This is a genomic window from Elizabethkingia sp. YR214 (assembly GCF_003058195.1).
Taxonomy (GTDB): Bacteria; Bacteroidota; Bacteroidia; order Flavobacteriales; family Weeksellaceae; genus Elizabethkingia.
This window is the reverse complement of the sequence record NZ_QBUH01000002.1, coordinates 26,291-41,927: the sequence shown is the minus strand read 5'-3', so window position 1 is coordinate 41,927 and position 15,637 is coordinate 26,291. Positions and strand designations below refer to the sequence as shown.

Below are 15,637 nucleotides of genomic sequence, written 5' to 3'. Positions count from 1 at the left end.
AAAGATTTTGTGAAAATTATTAAAGCTTAAAAATACCTTCTTGCTATACATATCTTTTAGCGTTATAAGATTTAGCTTCTATAAATAAAAGTACAAATAACTTTATCAAAAGATCTCATTATCACTATTTTTTCAAAATTATAAAATTATCGTGTGAGTGTTAACCATAATGAACCTTAAACTATTTATGCTTCATGAGGCTATAATATTAATTTCCCTTTTTATTTTATTTGTCAGCACAGGCATTTTCAGCCATATAGGAAGAATCTTTAATAGTAGCCAGCTAAAATGGTTCACCATAATTACGGTATCACGCTTTTTTAGCTGACGGATGCAATAACAGGCAACTTTTTGTGGATCCAGGCTGGTAATCCTTGCCCAAAAGCCTTGCTCCTCTATTCTACGGCTTACCTCAGCATTTGTTTTCATAGGTCCCGGGTTTACAACGCTTACAAATACATTGGTACCCTTTAGTTCCTGATATAAACCTCTGGAAAAAGAATGAACGAAAGCTTTAGATGCAGGATACACCGTTTTGTAACCCATCGGTGAAAAAGCGGCGAGACTGGATACATTAAGTATATATGCTTTGCGGCTTCTTTGTAAATTAGGCAGAAGCTGATGCGTTAACAATGCCGTAGCAAGTACGTTGAGCTGAATAATTTTTTCGATGTAACTTCCGGAAACATCGCCAAATTTTCCGGAACCTCCAATACCTGCATTGTTAATGAGTGTATCAATATTAAACCCGGAATTAATCCATTCAGCCAAAGCCAGTACGTTATCCCTTATGCTAAGATCAGTTTCATAGTAACAGACTTTTACAAAATGTTGTGATTCCAGTTCTTCTGCAAACTCCTTTAGGTTTTGTCCCGGCAGGCTTATAAGGATCAGGTTATTCTTTTCTTTAGCCAATTCTTCAGCAAAAGCTTTTCCCAGTCCCTGACTAGCCCCTGTAATTACAGCATACGAATCTTTCATACTCTAAATATTATAGCACAAAAGTAGATTAAGCAATAGGTGGAAATGCTCCGGTTTATCAATCAGAACAAAATCAGGAAAATCAATTAAAGCACTGATTTACAACAATAAAAACAAACTATTTTATAAACCAGAACGTTTTTTCCGGTATTCTGTAGGTGTAAAAGAGGTTATTTTTTTAAAAGCATTATTGAATGATGTTTTCGAATTAAACCCGGCTTCATATCCTATCGCCAATATTGTATATTGTTTACATGCAGGACTCGTTAATAACTCTTCTGCCTTCTTAACTCTGTATTTATTGACAAAATAAAAGAAATTCTCATCAAAGCCCTGATTAAGTACATAAGAAAGCTGATGCGTAGAAATATCCATTTTTGAAGCAAGCTTAACTAAATTCAGTTCACTTTCCAGATATGGTTTAGTAGTCTCCATAAGGATCATAAGCTTTACCTTAAGGCCTTCAAGCTCTGCATCATCCATCAGTTTATTTCTTACACCAGAAGTAACTTCAGAAAATTCTGTTTCAATATCCTTTACTTCTAATCCTTTGGGGTAAATTTCTTTCTGCTGAACGGTGTAATAAGCAACAATATAAACGACCAGCATAAAGAAAAGACTGATATAAATATTTAGTGATCTTTCACCAGAAAAGATATTATAAAAAGCTGTGGTAACCGATGCCGCAATAGTAGCATAAATAATCCACGTAATCCAATTAAGATCTATATTCTCTTTACTGGAAGCAAAAGACTCAATATTCTTCCGATGTTTTAGAATTTTCAGATAAGATAATCCTGTATAAAATAATGCATTCCCCAGAACCATAGTGAGGTATATAATATGGAATAGTCCTGAATCTACTATTGATCTACTGCACAATAATATCAAAAACAAGAGGGCTAATATCAAATGCCCAGTATCTTTTATTTTATATTTATAATATGGATTGGAATAAAAATGAACGCTCTGATAAAAAGCTAGTGGAGCTAAAAACTGAATAAATCGGGTAATTACAAAAACAATCTGATTTTGTAATAAATCCCCCAATAGCAAATCGTCCCAAAAGAAGCTTGACCAAATAAGTATACATATTCCAAAATAAAAATTAGGTTTCCTGTTTACCCTGATTGCATTGCTAAGCAACAGAAAGGACAATAGGATTAGTCCTCCGGCTATTAGTAAAAGAATTAAAAGGTTTATATCCATCCGCTGATCATAAATACTTTGCTGGCTAAATTACTAAATGTGACAATACTTTGTCTATATAAATTATATCCATTCTATTAACAAACAAAGAGACCTTTTCAGCTTGGTGAATAAAGTCTCTTCTCTACATCAGACATTTTATACAAATACTCTTTCAGAATATTTATACTATATTTTCATTAAATAGAACTAACCCTGTATACAGTAATACGGCGGTCCAGCACATGGTTCGTTCTGAACAAATGTTCCCCACGGGCAAATACAGGTATATGATGGTCCACCAGGATTTCCACCTCCGCCACCGCCGCCGGGACCTGTATAAGGAACACATTTACCGCCTGAACAAATTTCGCCTGCGGAACATCCTCCCGTACCTGGTCCTTCTCCTTCAAAACAATAATAAGGACCATCACCAGCCATAAAGCTACGTTGAATTGCTCTTGAAAGTTTTTTAAGATTTTTCATATTAAACATTTTAAAGATTAGTAATCAAATATAATAAAAAAAACAAAGCATAAAACACATAAACAACTGAAAATCATTTAAATAAATACAAATACTTATATAAAACCTGACAAACTATAACATAACATAAAACAGAAAAAAGTCCTATTTTTGAGGAAAACTAATTCAAACATGAAAATACTTTCCACAATTTTCACCTGTATTATAGGTTCTTTGCTCTTTTCGGCACAAGAATTACAGTCTCCTGCTCTTATTCCTTATCCTGCAAAGTTGGAACAAACCAACGGAAACTTTTCTCTGAAAAACAATACAATAAGCTATTCAGTAGATGCAAAACAACCATGGAAACGAGTAGAAAACTTTATCAGCCAATCGCTTTTCAGTACATCAGTTATCCGGAAAAAAGGCAATTCAGCACAGGCAGATCTTCAGATAAAAAATCAGCCTGATTTAAAACCAGAAGCCTATAAGCTGCAGATTACTAATAATAAAATTGAAATATCAGCTTCTAGTGAAGCAGGTGCTTTATATGCTTTACAAACCTTGCAACAGCTTTATCAGCTTTCCGGGAATACAAAACTTCCTACACTTTCTATACAAGACAGCCCCGCCTATAATTGGCGAGGTGCAGAACTGGATGTTGCTAGGCATTTCTTTTCCAAAGAATATTTATACAAATTCATTGATTTATTAGCATCATATAAATTCAACAAACTACACCTGCATCTTACCGACGACCAGGGATGGCGTATTGAAATAAAAAAGTATCCGAAACTTACAGAACAGGGAGCATGGCGTGAATTCAATAATCAGGACCTTGCATGCCTGGAGAAAGCAAAAGAAAATCCTGACTTTGAGTTGCCTAAAGAACATCTAAGAACCATAAACGGAAAGCAACAATATGGTGGCTACTATACCCAGAAGGATATTAAAGATATTGTAGCCTATGCAGCTTTACAAAATATTGAGATCATTCCGGAAATCGATATGCCCGGACATATGATGATTGCTACGGCTGCATACCCTGAACTTTTACTGGATGGAATTACTTCAGGATGGGGAAAACAATTTTCAGTTCCCATTAATCCGGCCAAGGAAAGTTCTTATCAGTTTATTCAGGATGTACTAAAAGAAGTTATGGATTTATTCCCTTCCCGTTACATTCATATCGGAGCCGATGAAGTGGAACAAACCAGCTGGAGCAAATCTGTTCTTTGCCAGAAACTAATGCAGAAAGAAAAACTGAACTCTTTACACGATCTTCAAAGCTATTTTGTAAAACGCGTAAATAAGTTTATCCAGTCAAAAGGGAAAATAGCTATTGGTTGGGACGAAATACTGGATGGTCCGTCTGATCTAAGCATGACTGTTATGTACTGGCGTGGCTGGAAAAAGAATGCTCCTTTGGAAGCCGTAAACCGCAATCATCCCTTGATTATGTCCCCTACCAATCCATTATATTTCGATTACTTACCCAATAGCAGCTCACTAGAAAGCGTTTATAATATGAAGGTTATTCCTTTGGACATACCTCAGGAGAAGCACCATCTTGTCCAGGGAGCACAGGCCAATATGTGGTCAGAAATGATTCCATCGCGTGAACGCCTGGAATTTATGATACTTCCCCGCTTAACAGCTCTTGCGGAAAGAGTATGGACAGACAGCGATTTGTATTCATCTTACCAGCAGCGGGTAGTTAAGCATTATAATCTGTGGGATAAAAAAGATTACCGTTACCGGATGCCTGATCTTACTGGTTTTGCAGATGAACAGGTTATTGTAGATGGACAATCTGTATTAAAAGTAAATAATCCTTTACTCACAAGCAAAATACATTATACAATGGATGGCTCGTTACCAAATGCTTCCAGCCCCGTTTTACAAAGTTCATTAATCATCCGTGAACCTGCTAAAATCCGGTTTGCAACAATTTCTTCCTCAGGTGCCAAAAGCGAACTATATCAGGTACAGGTGAAACAAGGCAAATGGCATCCGGCTGTAAAAGCAAAATCAGCTACTCCAGGATTAAATACGGCATTCTACTCAGGTGTATTTCCAAATACAAAAGGCATTAAGGGTGAAGTGGTAAAGAATGAAATTATCTCTAATGTAAAACTGAGTGACACTATAAAAATGCCGGCCTTTGCAGCAAAAATAAAAGGAATGATTCGTGTTCCGGAAAAAGGAATTTATAACTTCTACTTTACATGTGATGACGGCGGAGTTTTAAAAATTGCCGAGCAATTAGTTGTTGATAATGATGGTCAGCATGCGCCGATTATGAAAAGCGGACAAATTGCTCTGGAACAAGGTTACCATCCCATAGATATAGACTTTATTGAAGCCGGAGGCGGATTTACACTGAAGCTTTATTATAGTGTTAATAATTCTGAACCTCAACCAATTCCGGATAGTTGGTTCTTTCACTAAAACTGATTCAACTCAATACTTAATAAAAGGAAAGCAATGCTTTCCTTTTTTTGTATCCATTTATATTCACATTGTATTTTTTATACAAAACAATAATTAAAAAAGTACAATAATATACTTTATATAAAATAATTAGTATATTTACATACCATTAAACATTCCTGCACCATGGATTATGCATTATTAAAAGATGTAATAACGCTTGTTGAAGAGTTTGAAACTAAGCAACAAAACACAAATCAATACCCCAATAATATTGATGGATTTAAGCTTTGGGTTACTCAGCAGACTCCTAAAGAGGAATCTTGTCCTGAACCCTATTGGGAAGGAAAAGAAAATGGAAGAAGTGCAGAAAGTATTATCAGTACACTCCTTGTACACATGAATCGGTATGCAAGAACTTACTCCAAGTCAGCCATACATTATTCAGCTTTCTCTACCCAGGAAGAGTTTATATACCTTATCAACCTCAAAGCTTTTGGAGGAATGACCAAAATGGAACTCATTAAAAAGAATATCCAGGAAAAACCAGCAGGAATACAAATTATCAACAGGCTTATACAACAAGGATGGGTAAAACAATCTGTTTCACAGACCGATAAAAGAAGTAAGATCATAGAAATTACCACTCAGGGACTAGATGCCCTTGATGCACAAATGGATAAAATTCGTCAGGCTACGCAGCTAGTTGCAGGTAATCTTACCCATCATGAGAAAATGAAACTAATAGAGTTATTAAACAAACTCAATGAATTTCACCATCCCATATTTACTCAGAATATAGACTCATCTGAACTTCTGGACAAAGTTTTTGAAAGTAACTATAAAGCAGTATAAAATGAAAAATAAAATCTTACTTGGGACAGCTCTTACGCTTACCACACTGGCACTCCTATCTTCTTGTTCCAATATTCCTAAAAATGCAAAACCTATTGAAAGTTTTGATGCAAATCGTTACCTCGGAACCTGGTATGAGATTGCCCGATTCGACTATAAGTTTGAACGGAATTTAGATAATGTAACAGCCCAATACAGCTTTAAAGAAAATGGAGAGATTAAAGTTCTAAACAGTGGTTACAATACCCAAACCCAGGAATGGAAATCAGCCACCGGCAGTGCCAAATTCAGAAAGGATAAAACAATTGCTGCACTGAAAGTGAGTTTCTTTAAACCTTTTTATGCAGGGTACAATGTTATTGCCTTGGATAAAGATTACAAATATGCACTGGTTGCAGGACAAAGTCTGAAATACCTATGGATACTTTCTCGTGAAAAATCAATACCTGAGAATATTAAGGAAGAATACCTAAAAAAGGCTCAGTCAATCGGTTATGACACCTCTAAATTAATATGGGTAAAGCAGGATAAAAATAATCCGTTTGTACATGGAAAATAAAGTTGTTATTTACTGGTTCCGAAGAGATCTAAGAACCGAAGACAATAAGGGATTACAACAAGCTTTAGCTTCTGGTTTACCGGTACTACCCATATTTATTTTTGATACAGAGATTCTCGATCAGTTAACTGATCCCTATGATCGTCGTGTAGATTATATCCATCAGGCATTAATATCAATTAATGAGACGCTTCATAAATATCAATCAACTCTTCAGGTTTACCATGGAAAGCTTTCAGAAGTTTTTAAAAAGATTATAACGCAATATCAGGTACAAGCTGTATACTGCAATCGGGATTACGAGCCTCAGGCCATAAAAAGAGATCAGATAGTACAAACATTTTTAGAAGAACATGATATTCGTTTTTGCAATTTTAAAGATCAGGTTATTTTCGATCAGTCTGAAATTGTAAAAGCAGATGGCCTCCCCTACACTGTTTATACCCCTTATGCTAAAAAATGGCGAACTGAACTTCAGCAGGAACATTATATAACAGCAAAAACGGATTTAAACAATTTATATAAAGCTATCCCACAGGAAATTCTGGCTTTATCAGATATTGGTTTCAAAAAAACAGACCTAGTATTCCAAAAGCCCGAACCAGATCTTGAAATAATAAAAGATTATGCCCTATATAGAGATTTTCCAGCTTTAGATAGAACTTCTCACTTAGGCATCGCTTTAAGATTTGGAACTATTTCCATACGAGAATGCGTTTCCTTTGCCATTAAGCATAACGATACGTGGCTATCCGAACTTATCTGGCGGGAGTTTTTCATGCAGATTCTTTATCACTTCCCTAAAGTCGTTCACCACAGCTTTAAAGCACAGTATGATTATATTCAGTGGCGCAATAATGAAACCGAATTCCAACTCTGGTGCAAAGGCGAAACTGGCTATCCGATAGTAGACGCTGGTATGCGACAGCTCAATAGTACAGGCTTTATGCATAACCGCGTAAGAATGATTGTTGCAAGCTTCCTGTGCAAACACCTGCTTATTGACTGGCGTTGGGGTGAAGCTTATTTTGCGCAAAAACTTCTCGATTACGATTTGTCTGCCAATAATGGCAACTGGCAATGGGCTGCAGGCTGTGGCTGTGATGCAGCACCTTACTTCAGGATCTTTAATCCGACCGCTCAAACACAGAAATTTGATAATGATTTACAATACATAAAAAAATGGAATCCTGATTTTCAGCAAAGTATGAAGCCTCCTATAGTACAACATGAAGAGGCAAGACAACGTGCATTGCAGGTTTATAAAAAAGCTATAGAAAGCTTTAATAAATAAGCTCATCACACAATCCACAATACACTTATATATAGACATTTATAAAAATACAAAACCTCTATTTTGTATAAATAATAAATAATAAAACATCGGATTAAAATAAATTTTTAAATTTGCTATCGATAACATGTTGCAATATCGATACATACTTATAATCTTATTAGGATTTCTCTTTACCCCTGGGCAAGTTTCCGCCTGTGGTAAAAATATAATTCCTGTATCGGAGTCCGGTTATAAAGCTGAATTATCAGAAAAAGAGTATTGCAGCGGCTGTGAAGGTTGTAATTCTCAACAGAATCGTCAAAATTGTACTGAACAGTGCAAATGTCTTACCTGCTGTATTACTACTTTACTTCCTGATTCTCAAAACTTCAGTTTTGAAAAAACAATGTACTATAACAAGTCATCTTTCATTAATCCTGAATACACTATTTCTAAAGGATTTCTTTTTACCTGGCTTACACCTAAAATAGGCTAATCTCATTACGTATAGCCCAAATTGTATTTCGTCCAAAACAATATTTGCATTAGAACAATGTGATGTAGTTTAATGTTTACTTGTATGGGACGTTTTAAAAGGGATAACTACGCGCCATCACCATTCATCAATAAACCTATTGATGTCTTAAACCCTTTATTCTAGCCTAGGATTTAGGTATAACTAATCATTAATTAAAACATACTTTGAAATGAGAAATATCATCATTACAATACTTATGGGCTTAAGTTTAATAGCCTGTGCCGATAAAAAAACTAAGACTGAAAATAAAACACTACAAACCTCTAAAGAAACAAATATACAAGCTAGAGCTTCTTTTTCGGTAAAAGAGATTATCAACGATTACCTGGATATAAAAAATGCACTGACTAAAGATGATGGAAAAGCAACTGCAGAGGCTGCAAAAAAGCTATTTGAAACTTTGGATGCTCTAGATCAGGAACAAAAAGCGGTATTCATGGATATCTATGAAAGCCTTCATGAAAATGCAGAACATATCAGTACTAATGCCGGAAATGTTGAACACCAGAGAGAACATTTTTCTTTACTCAGTAGAGATATCAACGATCTTATCGATAGTTTTGGAACTGGAGGAATAAAGCTTTATCAGGATTTTTGTCCCAATTACAATAAGGGAGAAGGAGCTATATGGCTTAGCGAAAAAAAAGAAATCATAAACCCTTATTATGGAGCTAAAATGCCTGACTGCGGGTCGATAAAAAAAGAATTACAGAATGAGTAAAGCAATCAAAAAAATACTCTTTGCCGGGGTCATTCTTTTACTACTCCTTCAGTTTTTTCAACCTTTAAGAAATATAGATAAAGGAAAAATTCCTTCTTCTGATTTCATGCAGGTCTATAAAGCGCCTATTAACATACAGCGTATTTTATTGAACTCTTGTTATGACTGTCACAGCAATAATACTACTTACCCCTTTTACGCTTATATTCAGCCGGTAAGTTATTTTTTAGAAAAACATATTAACAAAGGTAAGCAGGAACTGAACTTTAATGAATGGGGGAATTATTCTAATCGGAAAAAGAAAAATAAATTCAGTGGCATTAAAGAACAGATTGAAAATAATAAAATGCCACTCCCCTCCTACGTGGTGATTCATAAAAGTGCAAAGCTGTCTTTAGAAGAAAAGAAAGCGATTCTTAGGTGGCTGGATTCAATTAGTTCCACAGAGTAGCCTGTTACATTCATACAAAACCCTGATTTTAATATTTATTTTTTTTCAACTAACTTTATGCTAGAACAATAAGTAACATATAAGATGGAAACAAAAGAATATTCAGAAAACAAAGGCATTACAGTTTTATGGACACCTTCAAAGTGCAAACATGCCGGAGTATGCGTTAAAACACTACCTAGAGTGTATCATCCAAAGGATAAACCTTGGATCACACCTATGGAAGCTAGTGCTGAAGAGTTAAAAAGTCAGATTGAAAAATGCCCTACTGGTGCGCTTGGGTACCGCATGAACGAATAATAAGAAAAATAGGCACGCTATTTTATTGATATACCTCACAGAGATTCTGTGAGGTTTTTTATTAAATCTCTATAAACCCTTTAATAAAAGACTTTTCCTGCACTTTCACCCTTCTCTGTTTTACTATCGACTTTTCTTTTTTTGTAACAATTATCTTTTCACCAAGACTGATCAAGCAAAAGAAATCACATTTTTAGCTATGGAGAACACAATTGATATTAAAGATTTGAGCTTCTCTTTTAGTAAGGGAAAACCTATATTAAAAGACTTAAGCATTCATGTTCCGAAAGGAAGTATTTTTGGTTTTTTGGGTGCAAATGGAGCCGGAAAATCAACAACTATGAGATTTATTATTGGTGCACTTACCGATACTGATAAAACTATTAAAATTTTCGGTCAGGAACTCAGCTCGTTCTATCCCGGAGGATTTAATAGAATTGGCTCTCTTATTGATTATCCGGCATTCTATGATCATTTGTCCGGATGGGATAACCTTATGGTCCTTTCTAAACTACGGGAACTTCCAAAACAAAATGCTGAGGAAGTTCTGCACCTTGTTGGTTTATGGGATGCCAGAAATACTAAAATGAAAAAATATTCCCTGGGTATGAAACAGCGTCTTGCCATTGCTATGTCCCTTTTAGGAAATCCCGAACTTTTGATTCTGGATGAACCGGTAAACGGATTGGATCCTAATGGGATGATAGAGATTCGGGAGTTGCTTCTAAAACTAAATCAAGAAAAAGGGATTACTATTTTTATATCGAGCCATTTGCTTCAGGAAATTGAGAAAATGATTACACATCTGGCTATTATCTCTCATGGCGAGATAAAATTTATGGGAAGTAAAGAAGAGCTTAATCAACTTTATCAATATAGCCGTGTAAAAGTGGGCATTAACAATGCGCATCAGTTTATAGACAAGATCCCCAATGTATACAGTCCAAAACTTATCAATGAAAACACAATGGAATGTGCAGTTAGTAGCAAAGAAGAAGTAATAGCATTAAATAACCTTCTTGTATCTCAACAAGCTGAAATATTTGAACTAAAAAGTAATACTGGTCTTGAGGACTGGTTTATAGAACTAACTAAAAACTAAAATGATGAAAAAACTATTGATTGCTATACAAGTAGAATGGATAAAGATCAAAGGCTTAGGACTCTTATACCTAGCTATTGCCATGGGTGCTATTATTCCTCTTTTAGGGTTTGTATCAGATTTTTTCAGGGATCATAATACCGATGCAGCTGCATTGAAATATCCGGTTATTGAAACCAGCGTACAAGACTCATTAAAAGGTTTTGTTATGTTTTTCTTCTTACTGTATATTATTATTTCAGCCAATAGAATTGCCCAGACTGATCACAAAAACGGTGGATGGCTCTTAATGGAAACCCAGCCTATTAGCAAACTTAATATTTATATGGCCAAGTATGTTAATCTGGTGATTATGGCTTTCATCTGCGCCGTAAGCTTTTTGCTTATCACAGCTATTGTTGCTATTGCTCAGTACTATATCTATCCTGATCCTGCTAAAATATTAGATTTTAGTTTTCTATGGTCTGCTCAAACTTTATTTAGAATTATGGTTTCAGCATTAGGGATTATAGCCCTTCAGCTTATGATATCTGTTATAATTCCGGGATTTATATGGCCATTTTTATTGGGAATATTAGGACTTATTCTTAATGTTTTCTCTCTGGTACAAAGAATAAATATAGAATATTCCCCATACAATGTTTTCTACATTATGAGTAAAAACAATAATGTAAGAAACCTTAATCATATTTTTTCCTACTCAGAATACTTAAGCATATTCTGGATGTTTGTATTTCTCATCATCGGCTATTTATGGTATGCTAAAAAAGGATTCCGCAGTGCTTTTATAGACCATAAAAAAACACTAATCGCCAGCATTGTTATGGCCATTATCTTTACAGGTGTTTTTTATGCGGTAAAAAAACCGATTATTCCTAAAGCCAATACGGAATTCACTAATATTACCGGGAAATTTGAAACCGATATAAAAATAGATTCTGTTCGTATTTTCACTAAAGATTTTCATAAAAAAATAGCTTCTATACCTGCAACAAACAATCAGTTTAAATGGGAAACAAAAGAAAATCTTCCAATGGATGAATATGTTTTAGAGTTTGGTGATAAGAAATATCCTTTGGTGTTTGGTAAGGGAGACTGGTTTGATCTATTCTTCCGCCTGAATGCAATAAAAATGGAAGCTTTTGTAAAAAGCAACAGGAAAGCAGAACAGGAGTATAATAGTACAGAAGAGGATTTTGCAGGAAATTTCCAATACCAATTAGACAATAAAGAGTTCAAAAATCCTCAGGAATTCTACAGTAAAATACAAAAGGAATGGAATGAAAATAAAAAGTACCTCTCCAGGTTTTCTACCTCTGAAAACTTTGGGCTTTCCAATGAGTTTAAAGAATACAGAAAGCAGCTTTTGGCTATAAAATTCCTTAGCAATATTGAAAATTATAAAAAAATATCCTCCTCTTCGTCTACTGCACCAAAATATCTGATGGACGAGTTACAAGGAACTATAAAAAACCCGGTACGCCTTTTGAAAAAAAATACCAACTATCTTGATTACAAACTTAATCAATTGATGGCTGGACAAAGTAATGCAGAGGGCAATGACAGTCTTATTTTTAATAAGCTCAATACTCTACCCACCGGAATAGAAAAAGACAGACTTATAGGAACACAGCTCTATAAATCCCTAGAGTTAAAAACAGACAGCATTACCCGAAATAACATATTCCGCTCAGAGATTGGCTATATTCAGGATAAAGAGCTAAAAGCGTACCTACAGGGAAAATTATTATCTCTAAACCAAAGCCAGAAAGGCATGCCTTTCCCGGATCTTAATTTTACTGATAGCCTTGGAAAAGCCCAGAAACTTTCACAATTCCGTGGGAAATATGTCATAATCGACTTATGGGCTACCTGGTGTCAGCCATGCCTGGAAATACGTCCTGCATTTGAGGCCAGAGAAAGAAATTACAGATATTATCAAAATATAAAATTTATTTCCATCAGCGTAGACCAGGATAAAACAAGGTGGCAGAATTTCTTAAAAACTAAACCTTCTAAAACACTGCAATGGCACCTCCCAAATGCTAATAAGTTTGCTATGGAATATGGTATACAGGGAATTCCAAGATTCATTATTCTGGATCCTGAAGGTAAGATTTATAATATGAATGCACCTTCCCCCAATGAAGACAATTTTGTAGAAGTTATGAATCAGATTAAGAAAGATTAGCTTTATTATAAATAAAAACATTAACCTTGTCCATGTTATATGAATGGACAAGGTTTTTTATTGGTCAGCTTCGAATCTTAGGAACAATATTTCTCTAAAAAATGAATAATCATTAGCTTTTATTATATTTGATGGCACCAAAAAATACCAGCATTTGACTCTACAAACCTCTTATGAAGATTTCAGGCAAACAGAAATTAAAAAGCTAAAGCAATTAAGAAATACTATTTATATTGCTCTTGTCATTTTAAACTGTAGTATTTTATTTTTCTTCATTTATAATTTTCATGCAGCCTACAATAGTCGAAGCATAACTGAGCCTCATTTTATTCCCTATATTCTTACCACCATACTATCTATTCAGGCAATATTATTACTGGCCATAGGTCCTCTTATTTACATGACCTACAAGAGGTTCGGATCATTTATGGATATTCTAAGAAGTATGGATAAAGAATATATTATGTTATACCAGATTTATATTTCTAAAATTGCTCGTGTCTGGGCAGGTATTCCACCTTATATATTTACAAAAGACGGTTTTATCATCTTCAGAACATTTAGAAATAAGAGAATTCCCTATCAACAGGTTACTCGTATCAGCACTAAAACAATAGAAATTCCCGGCACTCCATTTAAATACAGATTAAAAATTGATACGGAAGTGTATGCAAGCTTTACATTCACCTTTACACAGGAAGTCCAGTCAGTATTTGCCACTGAGAATATAAAATTGAAAAATCCAGACACTTGGATAAATCGCGAGAAATGAAAAAGAAAATACAGCTACAAATCACGGAGAAAAATAATAACAAGAGAGAAATACTCATTGGGATTATTCCCTCTGTTGTAGCCTTACTTCTCTTTGGCATTAGCTTTATAATTCCTTCTATTCCGGAGAAAATGAAGCTTACAGTCGTGCTGTTAATCTATTTTACGCTCACCCTTATTGTATTTATTATATCTCTTTTTCGCTCTCCTAACAAGTTTACAATGTCATGGGCACTTCCCTTAGTTATGTTTACTTTATTTATGGGCTCGGACAGTGTATGGCAGGAAAAACTATTATGGAATAAAAATTATACTGTTATCTACAGTATTAATCTTCTTGTAATACTGCTTTTCATTGTAGTATTATGTCATAGTACCAAAATTAGAATAAAACCTTTACTTCAGGAATTCAAACAAAAATCTGAACCGCTATATGAAAAAATATTAGCCGTTTTGACTGTTTTCTTTTTTATAGCAGCTACCTGGTGGATTATTAACCAGATTATATGTACAGCTGCCTATTATTTACCACAAAAAGAAGCTCATTATACTGCAGAAGCTACCAGCACCGGTTCTATCAGGGGAAAATATTATTGGCATCGCTACTGGAACATAGCGCTTAGCAATGGAAAAAAAGAAGTTTTCTGGGTCTATGCGGCCGCCAATACCGAAACAGGATATAAATGTAGTACGATCCATGATCCGAATCCCGGAGCAGTACTCTACTTGAGCGGAAAACAAAACTTTATAGGGTTCTCTTACCAGAAGGTAGACAGCATTATAGGAAAAGACGGCAAAAGGATATGTCCTTAAATCTACTATGATGAGTTCTAATAATAAGCCGGACTAAAGATAAGGCTACAATCTAAAATGATATGAATATTTTAAATATGGTGCATAGTTAAAACTAAATACCAATCATTTTTTGTTGATTTATTTTATGATAACTTTGATAGTCAAATCAATAAAAAAACATTAATTATGAGTAAAATTGCAGTCGTAACCGGAGGAAACCGTGGGCTAGGAAAAGATATGGTACTTAATCTGGCTAAAGGCGGAAAAGATATTATTTTCACTTTCAACAGTAAAGAAGATGAAGCCAACGAGGTTATAAAAGAAGTTGAAGCACTGGGCAGAAAAGCCGCAGCAATTCAGCTTAATGTAGAAAGGCAAAGCAGCTTTGATCTTTTCTTTGATCAGTTATCCAGTGTACTTAATGACAAATTTGATGCTCGTAAAATCGATTACTGGGTAAACAATGCCGGAATAGGACTACCTACCCTTTTAGGACATACAGATGAAAAATCATTCGACACCCTTATGAACATCCATCTTAAAAGCCCTTACTTCCTTGTTCAGAGTGCTATAAACTTTATGAATGATGGTGGAGGTATCGTAAATATCGGAACCGGACTTACCCGATTTTCCATGATTGGATACTCCGTATATGCAGGACTAAAGTCAGCTATGGAAACCATGACCAGATACTGGGCAATGGAACTGGGTAACAGAAAAATAAGAGTAAATGCTGTAGCTCCAGGTGCTATAGAAACCGATTTTGGTGGTGGTGCTGTACGGGATAATGCTGAAATTAATAAAAATATTGCCGGGGGAACTGCTCTTGGCAGAGTTGGTCTTCCGGATGATATAGGTTCGGTAGTTGCTTTCCTTTGCTCTGATGAATCAAAATGGGTTAATGGCCAGAGAATAGAAGTTTCCGGAGGTATCCACTTATAACAAAGATTTTTCTTAAAAACTAAAAACCTCCCAAAATGGGAGGTTTTCTTTTATTTAAAAATGGATATC

The 15,637-nt window shown here is 34.9% G+C and carries 15 protein-coding genes; 12 read left to right on the top strand and 3 right to left on the bottom strand.

The features are described 5' to 3' along the window. Nucleotides 1–192 precede the first annotated feature (192 nt). The 3 genes from C8J95_RS03355 to C8J95_RS03345 form a co-directional block, all read right to left on the bottom strand. Complete coding sequence (locus C8J95_RS03355) at nucleotides 193–981, bottom strand: SDR family oxidoreductase (RefSeq protein ID WP_107808743.1); 789 nt, start codon at nucleotides 979–981, stop codon at nucleotides 193–195. A 123-nt stretch (nucleotides 982–1,104) separates the two neighbouring features. Then, nucleotides 1,105–2,190 (bottom strand): AraC family transcriptional regulator, encoded by a 1,086-nt coding sequence (locus tag C8J95_RS03350; RefSeq protein ID WP_107808742.1) that lies wholly within the window; start codon nucleotides 2,188–2,190, stop codon nucleotides 1,105–1,107. Nucleotides 2,191–2,379: 189 nt separating this feature from the next. Beyond that, on the bottom strand, nucleotides 2,380–2,655 hold the full coding sequence (locus C8J95_RS03345) for a hypothetical protein (protein WP_146165459.1): 276 nt from the start codon (nucleotides 2,653–2,655) through the stop codon (nucleotides 2,380–2,382). Nucleotides 2,656–2,826: 171 nt separating this feature from the next. Here C8J95_RS03345 and C8J95_RS03340 point away from each other — a divergent pair, with 171 nt between their 5' ends. From C8J95_RS03340 to C8J95_RS03280, 12 genes are all read left to right on the top strand, one after another. Next, nucleotides 2,827–5,085 (top strand): family 20 glycosylhydrolase, encoded by a 2,259-nt coding sequence (locus C8J95_RS03340; RefSeq protein ID WP_107808740.1) that lies wholly within the window; start codon nucleotides 2,827–2,829, stop codon nucleotides 5,083–5,085. Nucleotides 5,086–5,253: 168 nt separating this feature from the next. Then, nucleotides 5,254–5,922, top strand: coding sequence for a MarR family winged helix-turn-helix transcriptional regulator (locus tag C8J95_RS03335; protein ID WP_107808739.1), 669 nt, complete (start codon nucleotides 5,254–5,256; stop codon nucleotides 5,920–5,922). A gap of 1 nt (nucleotide 5,923) precedes the next feature. After that, complete coding sequence (locus C8J95_RS03330) at nucleotides 5,924–6,481, top strand: lipocalin family protein (protein ID WP_107808738.1); 558 nt, start codon at nucleotides 5,924–5,926, stop codon at nucleotides 6,479–6,481. Continuing rightward, nucleotides 6,471–7,775 carry a deoxyribodipyrimidine photo-lyase gene (locus C8J95_RS03325; protein ID WP_107808737.1) on the top strand — a complete coding sequence of 435 codons (1,305 nt, stop codon included), beginning with the start codon at nucleotides 6,471–6,473 and terminating at the stop codon, nucleotides 7,773–7,775. The genes C8J95_RS03330 and C8J95_RS03325 overlap by 11 nt, the downstream gene beginning before the upstream one ends. 689 nt (nucleotides 7,776–8,464) lie before the next feature. Continuing rightward, nucleotides 8,465–9,016: a DUF3347 domain-containing protein gene (locus C8J95_RS03315; RefSeq protein WP_107808735.1), complete on the top strand. Its 552-nt coding sequence runs from the start codon at nucleotides 8,465–8,467 to the stop codon at nucleotides 9,014–9,016. Further along, a complete protein-coding gene (locus tag C8J95_RS03310) occupies nucleotides 9,009–9,467 on the top strand; it encodes a heme-binding domain-containing protein (protein WP_107808734.1) in 459 nt (152 codons plus the stop codon). The genes C8J95_RS03315 and C8J95_RS03310 overlap by 8 nt, the downstream gene beginning before the upstream one ends. An 84-nt stretch (nucleotides 9,468–9,551) precedes the next feature. Further along, nucleotides 9,552–9,767: a (4Fe-4S)-binding protein gene (locus C8J95_RS03305; protein WP_107808733.1), complete on the top strand. Its 216-nt coding sequence runs from the start codon at nucleotides 9,552–9,554 to the stop codon at nucleotides 9,765–9,767. 199 nt (nucleotides 9,768–9,966) lie between these two features. Beyond that, nucleotides 9,967–10,869 carry an ABC transporter ATP-binding protein gene (locus C8J95_RS03300; protein ID WP_107808732.1) on the top strand — a complete coding sequence of 301 codons (903 nt, stop codon included), beginning with the start codon at nucleotides 9,967–9,969 and terminating at the stop codon, nucleotides 10,867–10,869. 4 nt (nucleotides 10,870–10,873) lie between these two features. Then, a complete protein-coding gene (locus C8J95_RS03295) occupies nucleotides 10,874–13,060 on the top strand; it encodes a thioredoxin-like domain-containing protein (RefSeq protein WP_107809010.1) in 2,187 nt (728 codons plus the stop codon). 154 nt (nucleotides 13,061–13,214) lie between these two features. Continuing rightward, nucleotides 13,215–13,832: a hypothetical protein gene (locus tag C8J95_RS18585; RefSeq protein WP_146165458.1), complete on the top strand. Its 618-nt coding sequence runs from the start codon at nucleotides 13,215–13,217 to the stop codon at nucleotides 13,830–13,832. Beyond that, entirely contained in the window at nucleotides 13,829–14,644 is an 816-nt protein-coding gene (locus C8J95_RS03285; protein ID WP_107808730.1) for a hypothetical protein, read from the top strand. Before C8J95_RS18585 ends, C8J95_RS03285 begins: the two co-directional genes overlap by 4 nt. 168 nt (nucleotides 14,645–14,812) lie before the next feature. Continuing rightward, nucleotides 14,813–15,568: an SDR family NAD(P)-dependent oxidoreductase gene (locus C8J95_RS03280; protein ID WP_107808729.1), complete on the top strand. Its 756-nt coding sequence runs from the start codon at nucleotides 14,813–14,815 to the stop codon at nucleotides 15,566–15,568. Nucleotides 15,569–15,637: the final 69 nt, after the last annotated feature.

What these genes read in the sequence shown, in the direction of transcription:
- C8J95_RS03345 (WP_146165459.1), bottom strand. Translation starts at nt 2,655, where the DNA reads ATGAAAAATCTTAAAAAACTTTCAAGAGCAATTCAACGTAGCTTTATG.
- C8J95_RS03305 (WP_107808733.1), top strand. Translation starts at nt 9,552, where the DNA reads ATGGAAACAAAAGAATATTCAGAAAACAAAGGCATTACAGTTTTATGG.
- C8J95_RS03340 (WP_107808740.1), top strand. Translation starts at nt 2,827, where the DNA reads ATGAAAATACTTTCCACAATTTTCACCTGTATTATAGGTTCTTTGCTC.
- C8J95_RS03295 (WP_107809010.1), top strand. Translation starts at nt 10,874, where the DNA reads ATGAAAAAACTATTGATTGCTATACAAGTAGAATGGATAAAGATCAAA.
- C8J95_RS03280 (WP_107808729.1), top strand. Translation starts at nt 14,813, where the DNA reads ATGAGTAAAATTGCAGTCGTAACCGGAGGAAACCGTGGGCTAGGAAAA.
- C8J95_RS03350 (WP_107808742.1), bottom strand. Translation starts at nt 2,190, where the DNA reads ATGGATATAAACCTTTTAATTCTTTTACTAATAGCCGGAGGACTAATC.
- C8J95_RS03335 (WP_107808739.1), top strand. Translation starts at nt 5,254, where the DNA reads ATGGATTATGCATTATTAAAAGATGTAATAACGCTTGTTGAAGAGTTT.
- C8J95_RS03300 (WP_107808732.1), top strand. Translation starts at nt 9,967, where the DNA reads ATGGAGAACACAATTGATATTAAAGATTTGAGCTTCTCTTTTAGTAAG.
- C8J95_RS03285 (WP_107808730.1), top strand. Translation starts at nt 13,829, where the DNA reads ATGAAAAAGAAAATACAGCTACAAATCACGGAGAAAAATAATAACAAG.
- C8J95_RS03315 (WP_107808735.1), top strand. Translation starts at nt 8,465, where the DNA reads ATGAGAAATATCATCATTACAATACTTATGGGCTTAAGTTTAATAGCC.
- C8J95_RS03330 (WP_107808738.1), top strand. Translation starts at nt 5,924, where the DNA reads ATGAAAAATAAAATCTTACTTGGGACAGCTCTTACGCTTACCACACTG.
- C8J95_RS03325 (WP_107808737.1), top strand. Translation starts at nt 6,471, where the DNA reads ATGGAAAATAAAGTTGTTATTTACTGGTTCCGAAGAGATCTAAGAACC.
- C8J95_RS03355 (WP_107808743.1), bottom strand. Translation starts at nt 981, where the DNA reads ATGAAAGATTCGTATGCTGTAATTACAGGGGCTAGTCAGGGACTGGGA.
- C8J95_RS03310 (WP_107808734.1), top strand. Translation starts at nt 9,009, where the DNA reads ATGAGTAAAGCAATCAAAAAAATACTCTTTGCCGGGGTCATTCTTTTA.